Raw genomic sequence first — 16753 nt, forward strand, 5'->3', positions numbered from 1 at the left:
GGAAGTGCTGCCTTCCTCGATGGCACGACGAGGGAGCACCGCCGGGCCCAGGCGTCGCACTCCGGGCATGGAGCCCGCAGAATGGAAGGTGGAGAGCTCGCCGGTCGAGGAGTGAGCGCAATGTGGCGACCCGATGGCTGGGACGTACGGGTGCGCCTCGGCGTACTGACACCGCACGCCGACGTGGGACCGGAGTCGGAGCTGCGCGCGATGGCCCCACCCGACGTGGGCATTCACGCCGCCCGGGTGCCGTTCGGCGGTATACGGCAGGGCGGTGCCATGGACCCGACGATCCCGCTCGCCCCGGTCCGGGCCTTCGCAGATCCGCCGGATGTCGACGACGCCACCGAACAGCTCGCCACCGCGCCCGTTGCGGCGGTCGCTTTCGGGTTCACCAGCTCCGCGTACGTCATCGGTGCGGACGGCGAAGCAGCGATGCTCAGGCGCCTTTCGGCTCGTGCCCACGGACTGCCGGTGGTCGCTACCTGCGCCGCGGCAGTCGACGCACTGCACACCCTCGGTGCCACCCGCATCTGCCTGATCGATCCGCCGTGGTTCGATACCGAACTCGACGATCTCGGCCGGGCCTACTACCAGGACGCCGGATTCGACGTGGTGTTCTCCGCCCCCTGCGCGCTGCCCAGCGGACAGGCACTCATCCGGCCGGACGACCTGCACGACTGGGCGGCCGACCACGTCCCCGAGGGCGCCGAGGCCGTCGTCATCGGAGGCAACGGCTTCCGCGCCGTCGGCGCGATCGAAAACCTCGAGACCACCCTCGGCCGGCCTGTCCTCACCGCCAATCAGACACTGCTGTGGTCGGCCCTCCGCGCGGCCCGTACGAGCACCACCGAAATCACTGGCTACGGACAACTCTTCGCAGCCTGACGCCTCCCCAACTGTCCACACTGTGGCCGAATCAGAGCCGGATTCTCACCCGAGTGCGGGGTAACCGCGCGCCTCCCTCCCCTGTTGGGCACGTCGCACGTCGCTCCAGTCCAGCGCCGTCACCGCCTGATGCTGTACCTGTTGGGCGGCCTCCCGCGTCGCGGCCAGCACATCGCCGCGTTCTTCTATCAGGCGACCGTAGATCGGCGGGTGCTCTGTCACTTCTGCGTTGCTCATAGTGCTGGCTCCTGCCCGCGATCCGATGATCTAACGGACCGTACCCTGACGGATTCATTCCCCGCCGCGCACCTCCCACCGGGAGCACCGGTTCCGGCCCGTCCGGTCAGCCGTGCCGACTCGCGTGAGTAGCCGTACTCATGATCTCCCTCTTGCTTTCGGGCAGGCTGGGCGGACCAACCCATCGCAAGGGAGATCACGTGCGTACGACCAGCGGATCCCGTAAGACCGCGGCTGCGGGCGGCAACCGCCCGACGCGGTTCGTGCTCGGCCTCGCCATGGCCTGTGCGGCGGCCGTGGCCCTGACCGGCTGTTCCACCGAGGACGCGATCTGCGGTGGCGGCGAGTACCCGGTCCTGGCCGTGGGCACCACCGGTAAGGCCTGCGCGCCCAACGGCCAGGAGCCGCCGAAGGGGTACGTCCGTTATCCGGAGGGCAAGGTCCCCCAGCACGTCGGCGACACATGGGACACGTACTGGAACACCCACACGATCGACAAGAACGGCAACATCGTCGAGGCCTCCGCCACCGGATGACGGGGGCCACGGACCGCGCCGGCGGATCGGACGGCGCATCGGACGGGATCGGACGGGATCGGACGGCGGATCAGACAGCGGGCACCGGGGCGGTGGCGGCGATCAGTTGCTCGTCACGCAGGTCCTGCCAGAACGCGGCCGGGATCTTCTCGTCCAGGGCCGCCACGTCCTCGGCGATACGGCTCGGCCTGGTCGCGCCGGGGATCGCCGCGACCGTGGCGGGGTGGGCCGGCGAGAACTGGAGAGCGGCGGCCTTGATGCCGATGCCGTGCCGCTCGGTGAGCTTCTTGATGCGGGTCACCTTGTCGATGATCTCCGCGGGTGCCTTCTGGTACTCGAAGTGCTGACCGCCGGCGAGAATGCCTGAGCTGTAGGGCCCGCCGACCACCACGTCGACGTCCAGGGCTCACCTCAGCCCTCCGCAACCGCCCGGTAGGGGCGGAAGAACGCGCGCAGCTCCTCCGCGTAGAGCTCGGGCTCCTCGAAGGCGGCGAAGTGGCCACCGCGCGCCGGCTCGGTCACGCGCACGACGTTCGCCGTACGCTCCAGCCACGCCCGGGGAGGGCGCACGATGTCGCCGGGGAAGAGCGAGAAGCCCGACGGCACCTCGACCCGGCGGGCGAGCTGCGCCGGTGGGATCGCGGCGTTCGCGTGGTACATGCGCATCGACGAGCCGATGGTCCCCGTCAGCCAGTAGATCGTGAGGTTGGTGAGGATCTCGTCCTTCGTGAAGGACCGCTCGATGTCGCCGTCGCAGTCGCTCCACGCCCGGAGCTTCTCGACGATCCACGCGGCGAGACCGGCCGGCGAATCGGTGAGCCCGAAGGCGGCGGTCTGGGGCTTCGTACGGTGCATGGCGGCGTAGGCTCCCTCGGCTCCTCCCCAGGCCACAGCGCTGCCGAGCCAGGCGCGCTCCTCAGGGGCGAGGTCCGCCGGGTCCCCGGCGAAGACGGGGACACCCGCGTCCGTACGGTGGACGGCCACCACCCGGTCGGGGTGGTCGAGCGCTAGGTAGCGGCTCACATGGCTGCCGATGTCCCCACCCGCGGCGCCGAATCGCGCGTAGCCCAGAACGCTCATGAGTTCGGCCCACAGGCCGGCGACGGCGATGGAGTCGAGGGGCGGACCGGTGGGGCGGTCGGAGTACCCGTACCCCGGCATGTCGGGCACGACGACGTCGAACGCGTCAGCGGGGTCGGCGCCGTGCGCGCCCGGGTCCGTCAGGAGCGGGATGACCTTCGCGTAGCGCCAGAACGAGTCCGGCCAGCCGTGGCTGAGGACCAGCGGCAGGACGGGTCCGGCCGGCGCGACAGCGCGGACGTGAGCGAAGTGGATCCCGAGGCCGCCGAGCGGGACGTGGTAGCGGGCGAAGCGGGCGAGTGCCGCCTCCTGCGCCGGCCAGTCGAACCCGTCCGCCCAGTACGCGACGAGCTCACGGAGGTAACCGAGGTCGGAACCGAGCGACCACCCGGCGTCCTCGGGCGTGTCCGGCCAGCGGGTCACACGCAGCCGCGCCCGGAGGTCTTCGACCGCCCCTGGGGCGGTCTGCGGGATGAACGGCTCGGGGCGGGGCGCGGCGTCCGGCATGGGCGCATGCTAACGCGGCGGAGACGACCGGGACGGGCAGGCGGGCCGATGACGACATGGAGTTACCCACGCCCTTGAACCGGTGGGCCGGGCGCCCTGGGGGAAAGAGCCGCCCGGGGTCAGCGCGGGGGGCCGACGATGATCTGGCCGTAGGCGTCAGCGGCTTCGGCCAAGCGTTCCGGGGAGATCTGGAAGCCCTCGGGCCGGGGTGTGGACAGATCGCGTCCTGCGTGGCGGAACATGCCCTCGATGCCGCCAGGGGTGCAGATCATCAGCAGGTCGGCGGTGTCGGAGGTGATCCGGTAGCCGTGCGGGACGTTCTTGGGGAGATAGACGATGCCGCCTTCGGAGAGTTCCCATTCCTCGCCGTCGGACCACACCAGGGCTTCGCCCTTGAGCAGCATGAAGACCTCGTCCTCACGGGTGTGCAGGTGATACGGCGGCGCCTCGCCCTTGTTGACGGCGAATCGGCCGACGGTCAGTTGGCCGTCGGTGGCCGCGCTGTCCAGCAGAACGGAGAAGACTCCGCCGTCGAGCCATTCGAGCTTCTGCTGCTCATCGGGCTGCGCAAGGTAGGCCATGCTCATGAGGGCGTCCATTCGAGGGGGATCAGGGCGATGACGGGCTGACGCGTTCGGCCGTCCCGCCCCGAAATGATCGCACTCGGCGGCCTGCTCGGGCGGATCCGTGCCCACATGACCGCCGTCCCGCCCCGTTCCGCAGCCCCGCGCCGCAGAGCGGCACCCCCTGCATGATCCGTCCGACGGCCCCTAAGCTTTCGCCATGAACGACACCACACATGGCATACAGATCAGACCGGGCAGCCTGGCCGACGCACCAGCCATTCTCGACATGCTCGACGCGGCAGTGGCCTGGATGAACGCTCGCGGCAACACCGAGCAGTGGGGCACGACACCGTATTCGCGGCGGCCCGGCGGAGTGGCACGGGTCGAGCGGTACACGACGGAGAACGCCCCCTACATCGCGGAGTTGGACGGAAGACCGGCCGGAGCCCTGGTGCTGGGTTCCGGACCCAACCCACAGGTGCCGATCGCGCCGGCCGGCGAACCCGAGCGGTATGTGCGGCTGCTGGTCTCCGACCGCCGCTGCGCCGGTCTCGGCATCGGGGCGGCACTGCTGGCTCATGCCGCCGACGAAACCCGGCGGGCCGGTGTGGAGCTGCTGCGCGTCGACTGCTGGGCGGGCGGCGGGGGCGAACTGGTCGCGTTCTACGAGCGCAACAACTTCGAACCCACCGACCGATTCCTGTTCAAGGAGTGGCCCGGACAGGTACTGGCCCGTCGGGTCGGCTGACCACCGGATGCCCGCTAATGCCGGACGCGGACGACGAGTTTGCCCGTGGCGCGATCGTGTTCCATGTCGTCATGGGCTTGCGCCACCTGCTCCAGGCCGTCGTAGACGCGATCCACGGGGAAGGCCAGCTGCCCTGCCGCGACCGCGTCGAGGATCTCCTGGAAGGTTTCCCGGGGCAGATCGGCGGCGTCGCCGAAGTAGCCCGCCAGGCGCACGCCTCTGGGCAGGTACTCGTTCGGGGAGAAATCCCGCACCGTCCACTGGTTGGACAGGCTGCCGCCGAAGCAGGCCGTGCCGTGCACGCGCACCGCGCGCAAAGTGTCGGGCAGGGTCGGCGTGCCGACCAGATCAAGGGCGGCGTCGACGCCGTCCGGATACAGCTCGCGCACGGCGGGCGCGACCTCGCCGGTGTCGAGCAGAGGGTGGTCGACACCGTGCTCCTTCAGCGAAGTGAGGCGATCGGCCCGCCGGGTGGTGGACAGCACCGTGGCGCCGCGCCAGGCGGCCAGAGCGGCGGCGGCCAGGCCCACCGAGGACGTTCCGCCGCGGATCAACACGGACTGACCGGGCTTCAGGTCCAGGCCGATGGTGAGCGAGCCGTTGGCGGTCTGCACCATCTCCGGCAGAGCGCCCAGCACCTCCCAGGGGAGGTCGGTGTCGACGGGGATGACCTGCGACAACGGCACCGAGGTGTATTCGGCATAGCCGCCGTCGAAGGTGCGCCCCATGTCCCCCATCATGGCGACGACCTTCTGCCCAGGAGCCAGTCCGCTGCCGGCCGGTGCCGCGTCGACGGTGCCGGCGGCCTCGATACCCGGCACCCGGGGGAAACTGACACCCGTGCTCACACCCAGCCGCAGCTTCAACTCCGAGCGGTTGAGGCCGAACGCCTCGACGCGGATGCGCACCCAGCCGTCCCTCTCGGGTGGGAGGGGGAGCGTGGTCAGCCGCAGGTTGTCGACGGGGCCGGGGCCGGAGAGTCGAACGGCGCGCATAGTGGTCGGCGAGGACGTCATGAGCCTGCCTTCTTCCCGAGCTAGAAGAGTCGATCAGCGGTCATCAACATGCGGCCGCTGCGGCTTCATTCCCGACTCCCCCGGGTTTCCGCCTGTTGGGACCTGCCCTCGTCCGTTCGGGCGGGACTTCGGGCCGGCCGGCCCCAGGGGCGTACTGCCGCTCTGTCGGTGCTTTGAGGTAAGAAGGGAGAATCAAACAGACCTGGTCAGAGGGGGGTTCGAGAATGGGGCCACGGAATCGGCCGTTGCGGGCGCTGGAGCACGGAAGCGAAGCGGACGCTTTCGCGGGCCTGACGGTGCCGCTGCGGGTCGCCGCATCGCTGCTGGGGATCTCGACCTACACGCTCGACAAACTGATAGCCGACGGGGTGTTCGTCGTCGAGCGCGAGGACGGTTCGCCGCAACGGGTCATCGCCCTGCCGCGAGTCCTGGCGGTCCGCCGCTGGATGCTCGACGGCTCCGCCACGCACTGAGGCAGTACGAAGACCTCGTCCACGCGGGGGCATGGTCGCCCCAGCGTCAAGGGCTCAGACGTCGTTCCGGAGCCGGTCGCGCTGGATCTGGCAGGCGAGGGCGCGACGCACGGAGGCCGATCCGGTGGCGGTGACCTGCTCGGGGAGGTCGAGGCCGCGGCTGATCTCGTCGTACGCGTTCCGGTATCCGCCGGGCAGCTCTGCCCGGTGCAGCCTCAGGTCCTCTTCGACGAGGCGGCGCAGCTCGTCGACGTTCTGGGGCGTGAAGCGCTTCTTCCCCCTGGCGAGGGCGTTGACGTAGCGCGCGCTGCGGGCGGAGTCGACGGTCTCGGCGATCTCCTCGGCGAGGCCCCACAGGCGTCCTTCGAGCCATGGCACGTCGCGCTGGTCGAGGGAGAAGGTCGCCGCGGGCAGTGGGTCGCCCAACCTGTATTTCGCCACCTGCTTGGAGACAGCCGGCTGACTCATGTCGGTGAGCTGGGCAATCCTGTCCTGGGTCCAGCCGAGGTCCGCAAAGATCTTGATCATGTCGGCGCGCAGCTTCCGCATCTCCTCGCCCGCGCGGATGACCTCGTTCATGTCGGCGAGCATCCGTTCGGCCTGCGCCTCGGTCAGCCCCTCGGGGATCTGGTGCGTGTTCTCCTCGCCCGTCATGACCCGGTTATATACCCTGAGCACCAGGCCGTCATAACCGGGTTGTATAACGTGGTTATAAGTGTCAGGATCCACGGCATGCCCACCTTCTCCGCACATGACGGAACCCAGCTCTCCTACCGCGTCCTCGGGGACGGCGACCCGGTCGTCTGCATCCCCGGCGGTCCCACCGACTCCCGCTACCTCGGCGATCTCGGCGGCCTGTCCGGGCACCGCAAGCTGATCTTCCTGGACCTCCGCGGCACCGGCGGGTCGGCCGTTCCGCAGGACCCCTCCTCCTACCGCTGCGACCGTCTCGTCGACGACGTCGAGGCGCTGCGCGAACACCTCGGACTCGGCAGGACGGATCTGCTCGGCCACTCCGCCGGCGCGAACATCGCGACGCAGTACGTGACCCGGTACCCGCAGAACGTCGGCAGACTCGCCCTGATCGGCCCTGGCACCCGAGCTGTCGGGGTGGACATCAGCGGGGAGACGCGCCGCGAGCTCGCGCAGCGGCGGAAGAACGAGCCGTGGTTCCCGGCGGCCTTCGCCGCGTTGGAGGCGATCACCGAAGGTACCGGCAGCGACTGGGAGGCCATTGCTCCGTTCTTCTGCGGCCGGTGGGATGCCGCGGCGCAGAAGCACTATGCGGCCGGCCGGCCGAGCAACCAGGACGCCGTCGCCGGCTTCGCCGCCGAGGGCGCCTTCAGCCCGGAGGCCACGCGTGCGGCGCTCGCCACCTGCGACGTCCCGGTCCTGTTGCTCGGCGGCGAGTTCGACCTGAACAGCCCTCCTCGGCCGGTGGCGGAATTCGCGGCGCTGTTCCCCGACGCCACCCTCGCGGTGCAGCCGGGGGCGGGCCACTGTCCCTGGCTCGACGACCCCGACCGGTTCGTGGCGACCACTGCCGCGTTCCTGAGTTGAAGCACCGGCCGGTAGTGCTACCGGATCATGCCTCGACCGTGCTCCCGTGGCCCTGATGCGGGATCCGCCCGCAGACCAGGTTGCCGGGCTCGGCAGGGTCGTCACTGATCCAGAACTGGGACCACAGCACGGCGAACTCCGGGCGGCTGAGGTGACCGTCACCGTCCAGGTCGAGAAGGTCGAAGACCTCGTCGGTGTCGATGCTCTGCCCGTGCCAGGTTTCGATGAGGCGGCGGTGTTCGCTGCGGGAGATCCGGCCGTCCCCGTTCTCGTCGACGGCGTCGAAGATCGCGTCGGCGGTCGCCGTGACGGACTCGCGCATGGACGGCAGCCGGTCCACGAGCACGACGAGTTCGTCGAAGTCGACACTGCCGTCGTTGTTGGCGTCGCCGACCGCCAGCAGTCCCTCCCACCAGCCCATGACGACCGCCTCCACCCGGGCGCGCAGCTCCGTCCCCGGCCCCACTCCCGGGAGTCGGCCCCAACGGACCACGAGGGCCTCGAAGTCGTCCCTTCGCAGGTAGCCGTCCCCGTCCGCATCGAACGCCGCGAACATTCCCTTGATCTTGTTCCGCTGGAACACGCTGGCCATGAACAGCCCTCCCTCACGCCGACCACAAGAACGCCATCGCACCAGGCGATCCGCCATGCATGGTTCAACGAACGATCACGCCCTAGGAAACGACAGCCGCAACGGAGGTGACGTCGACGGGATGTACGGCCGGCTCGGCGATCAGGGACGGCAGATGCGCAGGACGAGCTCCTCCCAGCCCTGAGCCATGCGCTCCTCGACGCGGAGGGCGGCGTCGGCGTGCTCCGGCGCGGACAGGTACAGCAGGAATGGGCCTTCCAGCGCGGCCGTGAGCTGCACTGCGAGCATGTCGAGATCGGTGACGCCGAGGTCGGCCAGCCCCAGCAGCATGCGGATGTGGACCTGGGAGATCGTCCCCTCCCCGGCCGCGATCGGCCGGGTGCCGTCCAGGGCGGCGCGGGCGATGTCGTAGTGCCCGAGCTGGAAGGCGATCCGGGCCCGGCCGTAGGCGATCAGGCGGGCGGTCGGCGCGGCGCCCGGGCCCAAAGGGGCCGGCCCGGCCAGTACCTGCTCCTGGAAGGCCCGCTCGTCGTCGTCCAGGAGCGCGTGGAAGATGCCCGCGCGGCTGCCGAACCGGCGGAACACCGTGCCCTTGCCCAGCCCCGCCCGTTCGGCCAGACCGTCCATGGTCACGGCCTGCCGCTGATGATCGCCATCATCGGCGGTCCCATGGGCCGCTTCGCACCCCACGTCGACCTCACGGTCGCGAGGTGATTCCCCGGGTCCGGGAACTGCTGGCTGCTCCTCCGGACCGGCCTCTTCCGTCCGAGCAGGACGCGACCGCGAAGAGCGCGACCGTGAAGAGCGCGGGCTGAGCCGCGGGAGCCGTCAGGAAGCATCAGGAGGGCAGCGGCAGATCGGAGAAGATGTCGCTCAGGTCAGCGGAAGTCTCATGATCGTCAGGTCGAGCCACCGGCCGAACTTGGTGCCGGCCTCCGGCACGGTGCCCACGTGGCGGAAGCCGAACCGTTCGTGCAGCCGAATCGAGGCGGTGTTGCGCGCCTCGATGTCGGCGATCATCACGTGATGGCCGGTCTCGCGCGCCGAGTCGATGAGGGCCGTCATCAAAGCTGAGCCGATGCCGAGCCCGTGAGCGTCCTCGCGGACATAGACCGAGTTCCCCACCGTGTGGCGATATCCGTCCTTCGGCCGCCATGGTTCGTAGACCGCGAAGCCCGCGACCCCGCCCGCCTTCTCGGCCACGAACGCCGAGCCCCGCTCCAGGTGAACGGCGAGCCAGGCGGCCCCTTCGGCCGGGGTCTGCAGCGTCGTGGTCCACAGGGCCGTCGAGTGCTCGATCGCCTGGTTGCGGATGGCGAGAACGGCTTCCGCGTCCTTGGTCTGTGCCGGGCGGATCGTCACCGATCCAGAGTTCTCGTATATTGGATCCATGTCCAATATAGTAGACCCACTGGTGAGGCAGATCGCAGCTCGCATCCACACCGAACGGAACCGGCGGCAGTGGACCCTGGCGCAACTCGCCGCCGCCTCCGGTGTGTCCCGCGCCATGATCAACCGGATCGAGCGCGGAGAGAGCAGCCCCACCGCTGTGGTCCTGGGCAAACTCTCCGCCGCTTTCCAGCTCAGTGTCTCCTCCCTGCTGGCGCTCGCCGAAGGCGCGGCCGGCGAGAGCGGGGAGGCGACCGCGGGCGTGCGCCGCTCGGCCGACGCCGTGGAGTGGCGCGATCCGGCCACCGGGTACCGCCGGCGCCAGATCACCGGGCCGCACTTCCCCGCCGAGATCGCCGACGTCCGACTGCCCGCCGGTGCCCGCGTGCCGTATCCGGCCGCGGCCTTCGTCTTCATCCGGCAGGTCGTCTGGGTGCTGGCGGGCCGGCTGACGTTCCACGAGGGCGACGCGGTGCACGAACTCGACGCGGGCGACACGATCGAACTGGGCGAGCCCGCCGCATGCGTCTTCGCCAACAACACCGAAGCCGAGTGCCGTTACGCCATCGTCCTCGCCCGGGGCGAAACGCCGTGAAGGGCATCGGCCGCGCCATCGGCCGGGGGACCACACCGGCCCCGGCCACCGGCCGGGGCCCGGAAAAGGAGCGGCGCCGTACGGGCGGAGTGCAGTAACGTGCGGGCGGCACGTCCACCGTGTCCTGCACGAACGTCCTCGCAGCAAGGAGAGAGACATGCGCCGTCATCTCGGAGCAGTCGCGTCGCCCCACGCCCTCTCTCTGCCTCCCGAGGACCACCTTGACCTCCACACCCCTGAATCTGGGCATCCTCGCCCACGTCGACGCCGGTAAGACCAGCCTCACCGAGCGGCTGCTGTTCGAACACGGAGCCCTCGCCGCGCTCGGCAGCGTCGACAAGGGCAACACCACCACCGATACGGGCGAGCTCGAACGCGAACGCGGGATCACCATCCGCACGGCGGTGGCGCCGCTCATCATGGCCGGCCGCCACGTCAATCTCGTCGACACCCCCGGCCACCCCGACTTCATCGCGGAGGTCGAACGCGCCCTCTCCGTCCTCGACGCGGCCGTCCTCGTCGTGTCGGCGGTCGAGGGGATCCAGGCCCAGACCCGGGTCCTGATGACGTCACTCCGCCGGCTGCGCCTGCCCACAGTGATCTTCGTGAACAAGATCGACCGCCGGGGCGCCCGTGATACCGCGCTGCTGGCGGAACTGCGCCGCGCGCTGGCGCCCCGCCTCGTTCCGCTCGTGTCGACGGTCGGCGCCGGCACCCCGGCCGCCCGCGCGGTCCCGGTCCCGCTCACCGGCGAGCGGGGCGGGTCTCCGGCGGCAGAAGTACTCGCCGAGCACGACACCGCCCTGCTGTCCCGGCTCCTCGACGGTCCGCCACCCACCGAGGCGGAGATCCGCGAGCAGTTGCTCCAGCAGACGGCCGCCGCGCTGGTGCAGCCCGTCTTCTTCGGCTCGGCCCTCAGCGGAGCGGGCATCGCCGAACTCGCCGAGGGCATCGCGACCCTGCTGCCCGCAGCGCCCGCGGACGAACTGGCCCCCGCCCGCGGCACGGTGTTCGCCGTCGACCGTGCGGAAGGCGGGGAGAAGAGGGCGTACATCCGGCTGTTCTCCGGCCTGCTGCGCGAACGGCAGCGTCTCGCCCTGCACCGGGACGAGGCGGAGGGAACGACGACCGTCACCGGGCGGATCTCCCGGCTCGACGTCGTGACCGCGAAGAGCAGCGACGACGCGCAGCGCCGGGGGGTGCTCACCCCCGGCGGGATCGCGGTCCTGCGCGGCCTCCCGGGCGTCCGGGTCGGCGACCGCGTCGGTGCGGCCCGCGGCGACCGGCCGGCTGCCCGGCTCGCCCCGCCGGGACTGGAGGCCGTCGTACGTGCGAGCCACCCCGGGCAACGCGGCGCCCTGCACGCCGCGCTCAGCGCGCTTGCCGACGAAGACCCGTTCATCAGGACGCGAACCGCCTCCGACGGGACGCTCTCGCTGCTGTTGCACGGGGCGGTCCAACGCGAGGTCCTCGCGGACCGCCTCCAGCGGGAGTTCGGTATCGCGGCGGAGTTCGCCGCGGTCACGCCCGTCTACCGGGAGCGGCCCATCGGCACCGGCGTCGCAGTGCAGGAACTCGGCCCCGGACCGGGTGAGTTCTTCGCCACCGTCGGCCTGCGCGTCGAGCCCGCCCCCTACGGTTCGGGCGTCCGGTACGCGCGGGAGACCGAATGGGGCGCGCTGCCCCGCGCGTTCCACCGCGCAATCGAGGAGACAGTGCGCCTCGGCCTGCGGCAGGGGTTCCTCGGCTGGGAGGTCACCGACTGCACCGTCACCGTGATCCGCACGGGCTGGGCCTCCCCGATGAGTACCGCGTCCGACTTCCGCAAGCTCACGCCGATGGTGCTGATGCACGCGCTGAACAGCGCGGGAACGCGGGTCCACGAGCCGTGCAGGGAGGTGGAGGCGGAGATCCCCGAGGACACCCTGGGACCGGTCGCCGCCAGGATCGCCGAACTCGGCGGGACCATCGGTGCCACGGAGGAGAGCGGCGACCGGTGGACCCTCCATGCCGAGCTGCCGACCGCGAGGATGCAGGAGCTCGGCGACGCCCTTCCCGGCCTCACCCGTGGAGAAGGCGCCTTGTGGTCCCGCCCCGGCACGGACCGCCCGGTACGCGGTGTCCCTCCTCGCCGCCCCCGGACCGACGGCAATCCACTCGATCCGGAGGAGTACCTGCGGTTCCTCGCGGACCCTTCCCTGGCACGGTGAACGGCCGAAAGGGGCATTGCCCCCGCAATATTGCTGGACTCGGCGAAATACCCCGAAGGGGACAATCGCCCCTCCGGACTCGCGCCGCCCGCCGGGGACATGGAGGACATGGAGGACATCCGAGAATGTTGTGAGAGATTCCTAACTCTCTCATTTGCATTCTTAGACCATTTGACACTTAAACGTGATCAGATTCGGCACTTGGTCAGGGACAATTCGACGTCGAACAAAGTGCCCCACCGCACCTTGACGAACTGAACGCCGTCCAGCCGATTTGTGCGCGAAGCGCGCCCCAGAGGGAGCTCCACGTGGTCAGCGCTTCGCGCGCACCGGTCCGTCGCCACCGCATCAGGCGACGTGCGGACATGCCCCTGCTCGGCGGAATTCGGCCGCCGGTCGCGGCGTTGCTGGTGCTCCTGCTGTCGGTGGCGGGTGCGACCGCCCTGATCCTCGGCCGTACCGACGCCTCCGGCGTCTCCCGGGCGGTCCTCGCCTCACAGCAGCATGTGGCTGAGGACGGGGCGACCGCACTGCGTGCCTCGCTCGACGAATCCACCAGCGACCTGCAGCGCGCCGCGGCGCTGGCCAACGCGGCCGCTCCCGTCACTCCTGACGAGGTGCTCTCCACGCTCGGTGCCGTCTACCAGAAGTGGCGCGGCACAGCGGTGGTCGACCCGTCCAGCGGAGCCCTGCTGGCCGCCCGCGGCGAGAACGTTCCGCTGTCCGCCATCGACGTCAACGCCCTTCCCGAGGGACTGCCGCCACGACTGGTCACCACCAAGTCCGGTGAGACCCGGCTGCTGGTCTTCGCGGTACTCAGCCAGCCCGCAGGAAAGCGGCTCCTGGTCGCCTCGGACACCTTGAGCGTGCCGAGCATCACCACCGGCGACGGCCGTTCGCTCATCGTTCTCAACTCCTCAGGCACCATCCTCGCCTCCGACGGACCCGACGCACGGGGCAAGGCGGCCCGGCAGCTCTCCGTCGACGCCGCCCGCACCGCCCACGGCAAGCGACCCTCCGAGACCGCCGCCTCCGGCGGATTCGACAGCCCCAGCGGCAGCCTGCTCGGTGAGACGGCCAACGGGCGCCGCACCGTCGCGGGGTACGCCTCCATCACCTCCGGGATCGACGCCAACGGCAAGACCACACAGCAGAAGGCCGCGAGCTCGGGAGAGCTCGGTCTCAGCGTCCTCACCACGGTGCAGGTCGCACAGGACGCGGCGCCGGGCAACCACCGGCTCTTCGCCGTCATCGCCGCCGGCGTGCTGCTCCTCCTGGCCGCCCTGGTCACCTGGGTGCTGTACGTCGTGCTCCAACGGCCCCTGCTGCGGCTGCACCTCGAAGCCCGCCGGCTGAGCAACAGAGAGCTGTCCCGACCCGTGGACGTGCCGCGGTTCGCCGAATCCGGCCGCATCGGCGCCGCTCTGGAGTCAATGCGCCGCGAGCTGACCGGGCAGGCGCCCGCTCCTGAGGCGCGGGGCAGGAAGGGCCTCGGCGGGACCAGGGCCGTCCTGATCGTCTGCGCCATCGTGCTGCTCTCGTGGGCCGCACCCCTGCTGAACCACGGCAACCGGGCCGAGCAGGTGGCCGTCGTGCCGCAGCAACTCGTCACCGACCAGCGGCAGCGCACCGAGACCGCCGCCGACCGGGTCCGCGAAGGACTCAACGAGGGGTACGCCGACGTCGCCGCCATCGCCACCGTGGTCGGTGACGGAGCCGGCGCCGAACAGGCGCACAGCGTCCTGGTGAGCACGCTCGCCGCGCATGCCCGCTACCGCTCCCTGTACGTGGTGGACAAGGACGGCACCGTCGTGGCGCGTGCCGGCGACTCCCCGCACACACCGACGGCGCTGCGGACGAAGCGCGGCGTCGGTCTCGTTGACGACACCCTCAACCAACCGGTCATCGCCGCCCGGGCGCCGGTCGCGGGCAAGACCCAGCGAACGGTCGTCGGAGAGTTCGACATCCCCTACCTCGGCGCCATCATGGACCGCCCTGGTCTCGGCAGAGTGTGGCTGGTCGACACCGGCGACCGCATCGTCGCCTCCAACCAGGGATTCCGCGCCTTCGAGGGCCTGCACGCGGCCCGGCTCGAGAACCTCGCGAAATCCGCCGCCAGCAAGTCCTCCGGAGCGCTGCTGAGCAACGGCGAGCACGCACTGGCGGCCGCCGCGCCGCTCACCGGCGGTGGTGAGGCGAACGCGCTCAAGACCTGGCATGTGGTCTCCGAGCAGCCCGCCGGCTGGCTGGACCTGCCCGAGTACGTCGCCCAGCGGCGCACCATGCTGGCCGGAATGCTGGGGCTGGCGGCGGCCGCGACCTGTCTGGGTTGGCTGCACATCGTGATCGTCCGCCCGCTGCGGGCCATGGCCGACAGCGCCGAGGCCCTCGCGCACGGAGACCGCAAGACCGTGCTGTACCCCGCCAACCACGACGAGGTCGGCTCGGTCGTCCGCAGCCTGGAACTGATCAGGCAGCAGCTCGTTGACCGGCACCGGGCCCACACCGCCCAGTTCGTCCCCGGGCAACGCGGCCCCCAGAGCCGCCGTCATCTGCGCAGGCCGCACACGTAGCACCGGCCCGCCCCGCCCGCCCAGACCTCACTGAGAAGACACCGAGACCCCTGTGCTGTTCCTCTACTGCGTCCTGCTGATCTGCTGCGCCGTGCTGCTCGTGGCCGGCGTCGTCGAGCAGCGGCGGCACTTCGTCAACCTCGACCAGATACCTACCCGGGTGTTGGTCAACGGCATCCGCGGCAAGTCCTCCATCACCCGCTTGTGCGCGGGGGCGCTGCGTGGCGGCGGCCTGGTGACCGTCGCCAAGACCACCGGTACCGCGGCCCGGTTCATCCACCCCGACGCGACCGAGGAGCCGGTCTACCGGAAATTCGGGATCGCCAACGTGGTGGAGCAGATCGGAATCGTGCGCCGGGCCGCGAGCTACCGGCCGGACGCCCTGGTCATCGAGTGCATGGCCGTCATGCCGGCGCTTCAGGAGGTCAACCAGACCAAGCTGATCCGCTCGACGATCGGCGTGCTGTGCAACGTCCGTGAGGACCATCTCGCCGAGATGGGTCCGACCCTGGACGACGTCGCACGCTCGCTGTCCCGCTCCATGCCGGTCGGCGGGATCTGCGTGACCGCCGAACGCGACCGCCTCCACATCCTCCAGGAGGAGGCCGCCGACCGGGACTGCGAACTGATTCTCGTGGAGCCGGAGACCGTCAGCGACGCCGAGCTGCGCGGGTTCTCGTGGTTCACCTTCAAGGAGAACGTGGCGATCGCTCTCAAGGTGGCCGAACTGCTCGGTGTCGATCGGGACGTTGCCCTGCAGGGGATGTACGACGCCCCGCCGGACCCGGGCGTGCTGTCGGTGGAGCGCTACGCGACGGTGGACGGCAAGCGGCTGCGCTTCGCCAATGTCTTCGCCGCCAACGACCCCGAGTCGACGCTGATGAACGTGAACCAGCTGCTGTCGCTGGGAGCGATCCACCGGCCGCTGCATGTGGTGATCAACTGCCGTCCGGACCGTGTCGAGCGCAACGGTCAGATGGGATCGATCATCCCGCAGCTGGACCCCGACACCGTCTTCCTCATCGGCCACCCGACCAAGAGCGCCCGCGACGGCATCCCGGCCGGCTGGTCGGGACGCGTCGTCGATCTCGGCGGTGACCGGCGCGACCCGGCAACCCTCACCCGGGAACTGCTGGCCGAGCTCGGCCCGGAATCGTCCATGGTCGCCATCGGCAACATCCATGGCCAGGGCGAGCTGCTGCTCGAGCACCTGGCGGAGCTTCCCGCGGACGTCCCGGCCGGGCCGACGGTCGCAGCGGACTCGTACGCCTACGGAGAGAACCAGTGATCCCCACCATCCTCACCCCCGAGATCGCCGCCATCGGCATCGCGCTGGGGCTTCTCTTCTCGCTGGTCTGCTATCTGACGACCAATCTCTCACCGGGCGGCATGATCACCCCGGGCTGGCTGGCACTGACCCTCATCGAGGACCTCCAGCGTGCCGCCATGGTCGTCGGCATCACGCTGCTGACCTACCTGTGCACCCGGCTGCTCCAGCGCAACGTCATCCTCTACGGCAAGCGGCTGTTCGCCGCGGTGGTGCTGACCGGCGTCGTGCTCCAGGCCGGCGTGTACCTGGTCATGCAAACGCAGTTCCCGCTGATGTACGCCAACCAGACGCTCGGTTTCATCGTGCCGGGCCTCATCGCCTACCAGCTGGAGCGGCAGCCCAAGGGCGCCACCTTGCTGTCGGTGTCCACCGTCACCCTCGCGAACTACGTGGTGCTGATGTCCGGGCTGCTGCTCGGCCTGCTGCCCAGCGCGTGATCGTCCTCCGGACAGG

18 protein-coding genes and 1 pseudogene are annotated in these 16753 nt (G+C 70.2%); 10 read left to right on the forward strand and 9 right to left on the reverse strand.

Annotated features, from left to right (window positions below; genetic code table 11):
* The first annotated feature begins 120 nt into the window (after positions 1-120).
* Positions 121-888 carry a maleate cis-trans isomerase family protein gene (locus O3W51_RS03005; protein ID WP_138352335.1) on the forward strand — a complete coding sequence of 256 codons (768 nt, stop codon included), beginning with the start codon at positions 121-123 and terminating at the stop codon, positions 886-888.
* 45 nt (positions 889-933) lie between these two features.
* Here O3W51_RS03005 and O3W51_RS03010 read toward each other — a convergent pair whose 3' ends face one another.
* A complete protein-coding gene (locus tag O3W51_RS03010; protein ID WP_138352334.1) occupies positions 934-1125 on the reverse strand; it encodes a hypothetical protein in 192 nt (63 codons plus the stop codon).
* Positions 1126-1403: 278 nt separating this feature from the next.
* Between O3W51_RS03010 and O3W51_RS03015 the strand changes: the two genes are divergently transcribed.
* A complete protein-coding gene (locus O3W51_RS03015) occupies positions 1404-1661 on the forward strand; it encodes an SCO0607 family lipoprotein (RefSeq protein WP_138352426.1) in 258 nt (85 codons plus the stop codon).
* Positions 1662-1731: 70 nt separating this feature from the next.
* Here O3W51_RS03015 and O3W51_RS03020 read toward each other — a convergent pair.
* The 3 genes and pseudogenes from O3W51_RS03020 to O3W51_RS03030 all read right to left on the reverse strand — a co-directional run.
* Positions 1732-2061 (reverse strand): annotated as a pseudogene (locus O3W51_RS03020) (aldo/keto reductase); the annotation flags it as partial.
* Between the two features lie 11 nt (positions 2062-2072).
* Complete coding sequence (locus tag O3W51_RS03025) at positions 2073-3248, reverse strand: epoxide hydrolase family protein (protein WP_138352333.1); 1176 nt, start codon at positions 3246-3248, stop codon at positions 2073-2075.
* Positions 3249-3367: 119 nt separating this feature from the next.
* Positions 3368-3835, reverse strand: coding sequence for a cupin domain-containing protein (locus O3W51_RS03030; RefSeq protein ID WP_138352332.1), 468 nt, complete (start codon positions 3833-3835; stop codon positions 3368-3370).
* Positions 3836-4031: 196 nt separating this feature from the next.
* On the opposite strand from O3W51_RS03030, the gene O3W51_RS03035 reads away from it, so the two are divergent.
* Positions 4032-4562: a GNAT family N-acetyltransferase gene (locus tag O3W51_RS03035; protein ID WP_138352331.1), complete on the forward strand. Its 531-nt coding sequence runs from the start codon at positions 4032-4034 to the stop codon at positions 4560-4562.
* Positions 4563-4576: 14 nt separating this feature from the next.
* Here the strand turns inward: O3W51_RS03035 and O3W51_RS03040 are convergent, their stop codons facing one another.
* Positions 4577-5578 (reverse strand): zinc-binding dehydrogenase, encoded by a 1002-nt coding sequence (locus O3W51_RS03040; protein ID WP_138352330.1) that lies wholly within the window; start codon positions 5576-5578, stop codon positions 4577-4579.
* A 224-nt stretch (positions 5579-5802) separates the two neighbouring features.
* Between O3W51_RS03040 and O3W51_RS03045 the strand changes: the two genes are divergently transcribed.
* Complete coding sequence (locus tag O3W51_RS03045) at positions 5803-6051, forward strand: hypothetical protein (RefSeq protein WP_138352329.1); 249 nt, start codon at positions 5803-5805, stop codon at positions 6049-6051.
* 54 nt (positions 6052-6105) lie between these two features.
* On the opposite strand, the gene O3W51_RS03050 is transcribed toward O3W51_RS03045, so the two are convergent.
* On the reverse strand, positions 6106-6705 hold the full coding sequence (locus tag O3W51_RS03050) for a sigma-70 family RNA polymerase sigma factor (RefSeq protein WP_138352328.1): 600 nt from the start codon (positions 6703-6705) through the stop codon (positions 6106-6108).
* Positions 6706-6783: 78 nt separating this feature from the next.
* Between O3W51_RS03050 and O3W51_RS03055 the strand changes: the two genes are divergently transcribed.
* Positions 6784-7611 (forward strand): alpha/beta fold hydrolase, encoded by an 828-nt coding sequence (locus O3W51_RS03055; RefSeq protein WP_138352327.1) that lies wholly within the window; start codon positions 6784-6786, stop codon positions 7609-7611.
* Positions 7612-7636: 25 nt separating this feature from the next.
* On the opposite strand, the gene O3W51_RS03060 is transcribed toward O3W51_RS03055, so the two are convergent.
* From O3W51_RS03060 to O3W51_RS03070, 3 genes are all read right to left on the reverse strand, one after another.
* Entirely contained in the window at positions 7637-8203 is a 567-nt protein-coding gene (locus O3W51_RS03060) for an EF-hand domain-containing protein (RefSeq protein WP_138352326.1), read from the reverse strand.
* Positions 8204-8344: 141 nt separating this feature from the next.
* Positions 8345-8830, reverse strand: a complete 486-nt coding sequence (locus O3W51_RS03065; RefSeq protein ID WP_138352425.1) for a TetR/AcrR family transcriptional regulator — start codon at positions 8828-8830, stop codon at positions 8345-8347.
* A gap of 246 nt (positions 8831-9076) precedes the next feature.
* Positions 9077-9595 (reverse strand): GNAT family N-acetyltransferase, encoded by a 519-nt coding sequence (locus O3W51_RS03070; RefSeq protein ID WP_138352325.1) that lies wholly within the window; start codon positions 9593-9595, stop codon positions 9077-9079.
* On the opposite strand from O3W51_RS03070, the gene O3W51_RS03075 reads away from it, so the two are divergent.
* The 5 genes from O3W51_RS03075 to O3W51_RS03095 all read left to right on the forward strand — a co-directional run bounded on the left by O3W51_RS03075 (position 9594) and on the right by O3W51_RS03095 (position 16737).
* Positions 9594-10187 (forward strand): helix-turn-helix domain-containing protein, encoded by a 594-nt coding sequence (locus tag O3W51_RS03075; protein WP_138352324.1) that lies wholly within the window; start codon positions 9594-9596, stop codon positions 10185-10187. The genes O3W51_RS03070 and O3W51_RS03075 overlap by 2 nt on opposite strands.
* 221 nt (positions 10188-10408) lie before the next feature.
* Positions 10409-12397, forward strand: coding sequence for an elongation factor G (locus O3W51_RS03080; protein ID WP_138352323.1), 1989 nt, complete (start codon positions 10409-10411; stop codon positions 12395-12397).
* Positions 12398-12762: 365 nt separating this feature from the next.
* Entirely contained in the window at positions 12763-14970 is a 2208-nt protein-coding gene (locus tag O3W51_RS03085) for a HAMP domain-containing protein (protein ID WP_269283584.1), read from the forward strand.
* 52 nt (positions 14971-15022) lie between these two features.
* A complete protein-coding gene (gene pgsB / locus O3W51_RS03090; protein WP_138352321.1) occupies positions 15023-16258 on the forward strand; it encodes a poly-gamma-glutamate synthase PgsB in 1236 nt (411 codons plus the stop codon).
* Positions 16255-16737, forward strand: coding sequence for a poly-gamma-glutamate biosynthesis protein PgsC/CapC (locus O3W51_RS03095; RefSeq protein ID WP_138352320.1), 483 nt, complete (start codon positions 16255-16257; stop codon positions 16735-16737). The genes pgsB and O3W51_RS03095 overlap by 4 nt, the downstream gene beginning before the upstream one ends.
* Positions 16738-16753: the final 16 nt, after the last annotated feature.

Origin of the sequence: Streptomyces sp. H39-C1 (assembly GCF_027158125.1) — a bacterium.
Lineage (GTDB): Bacteria > Actinomycetota > Actinomycetes > Streptomycetales > Streptomycetaceae > Actinacidiphila > Actinacidiphila fildesensis.

Coding starts and splice junctions, on each gene's coding strand:
- O3W51_RS03005 (WP_138352335.1), top strand. CDS start 121: ATGTGGCGACCCGATGGCTGGGACGTACGGGTGCGCCTCGGCGTACTG.
- O3W51_RS03010 (WP_138352334.1), bottom strand. CDS start 1,125: ATGAGCAACGCAGAAGTGACAGAGCACCCGCCGATCTACGGTCGCCTG.
- O3W51_RS03015 (WP_138352426.1), top strand. CDS start 1,404: ATGGCCTGTGCGGCGGCCGTGGCCCTGACCGGCTGTTCCACCGAGGAC.
- O3W51_RS03025 (WP_138352333.1), bottom strand. CDS start 3,248: ATGCCGGACGCCGCGCCCCGCCCCGAGCCGTTCATCCCGCAGACCGCC.
- O3W51_RS03030 (WP_138352332.1), bottom strand. CDS start 3,835: ATGAGCATGGCCTACCTTGCGCAGCCCGATGAGCAGCAGAAGCTCGAA.
- O3W51_RS03035 (WP_138352331.1), top strand. CDS start 4,032: ATGAACGACACCACACATGGCATACAGATCAGACCGGGCAGCCTGGCC.
- O3W51_RS03040 (WP_138352330.1), bottom strand. CDS start 5,578: ATGACGTCCTCGCCGACCACTATGCGCGCCGTTCGACTCTCCGGCCCC.
- O3W51_RS03045 (WP_138352329.1), top strand. CDS start 5,803: ATGGGGCCACGGAATCGGCCGTTGCGGGCGCTGGAGCACGGAAGCGAA.
- O3W51_RS03050 (WP_138352328.1), bottom strand. CDS start 6,705: ATGACGGGCGAGGAGAACACGCACCAGATCCCCGAGGGGCTGACCGAG.
- O3W51_RS03055 (WP_138352327.1), top strand. CDS start 6,784: ATGCCCACCTTCTCCGCACATGACGGAACCCAGCTCTCCTACCGCGTC.
- O3W51_RS03060 (WP_138352326.1), bottom strand. CDS start 8,203: ATGGCCAGCGTGTTCCAGCGGAACAAGATCAAGGGAATGTTCGCGGCG.
- O3W51_RS03065 (WP_138352425.1), bottom strand. CDS start 8,830: ATGGACGGTCTGGCCGAACGGGCGGGGCTGGGCAAGGGCACGGTGTTC.
- O3W51_RS03075 (WP_138352324.1), top strand. CDS start 9,594: ATGTCCAATATAGTAGACCCACTGGTGAGGCAGATCGCAGCTCGCATC.
- O3W51_RS03070 (WP_138352325.1), bottom strand. CDS start 9,595: ATGGATCCAATATACGAGAACTCTGGATCGGTGACGATCCGCCCGGCA.
- O3W51_RS03085 (WP_269283584.1), top strand. CDS start 12,763: ATGCCCCTGCTCGGCGGAATTCGGCCGCCGGTCGCGGCGTTGCTGGTG.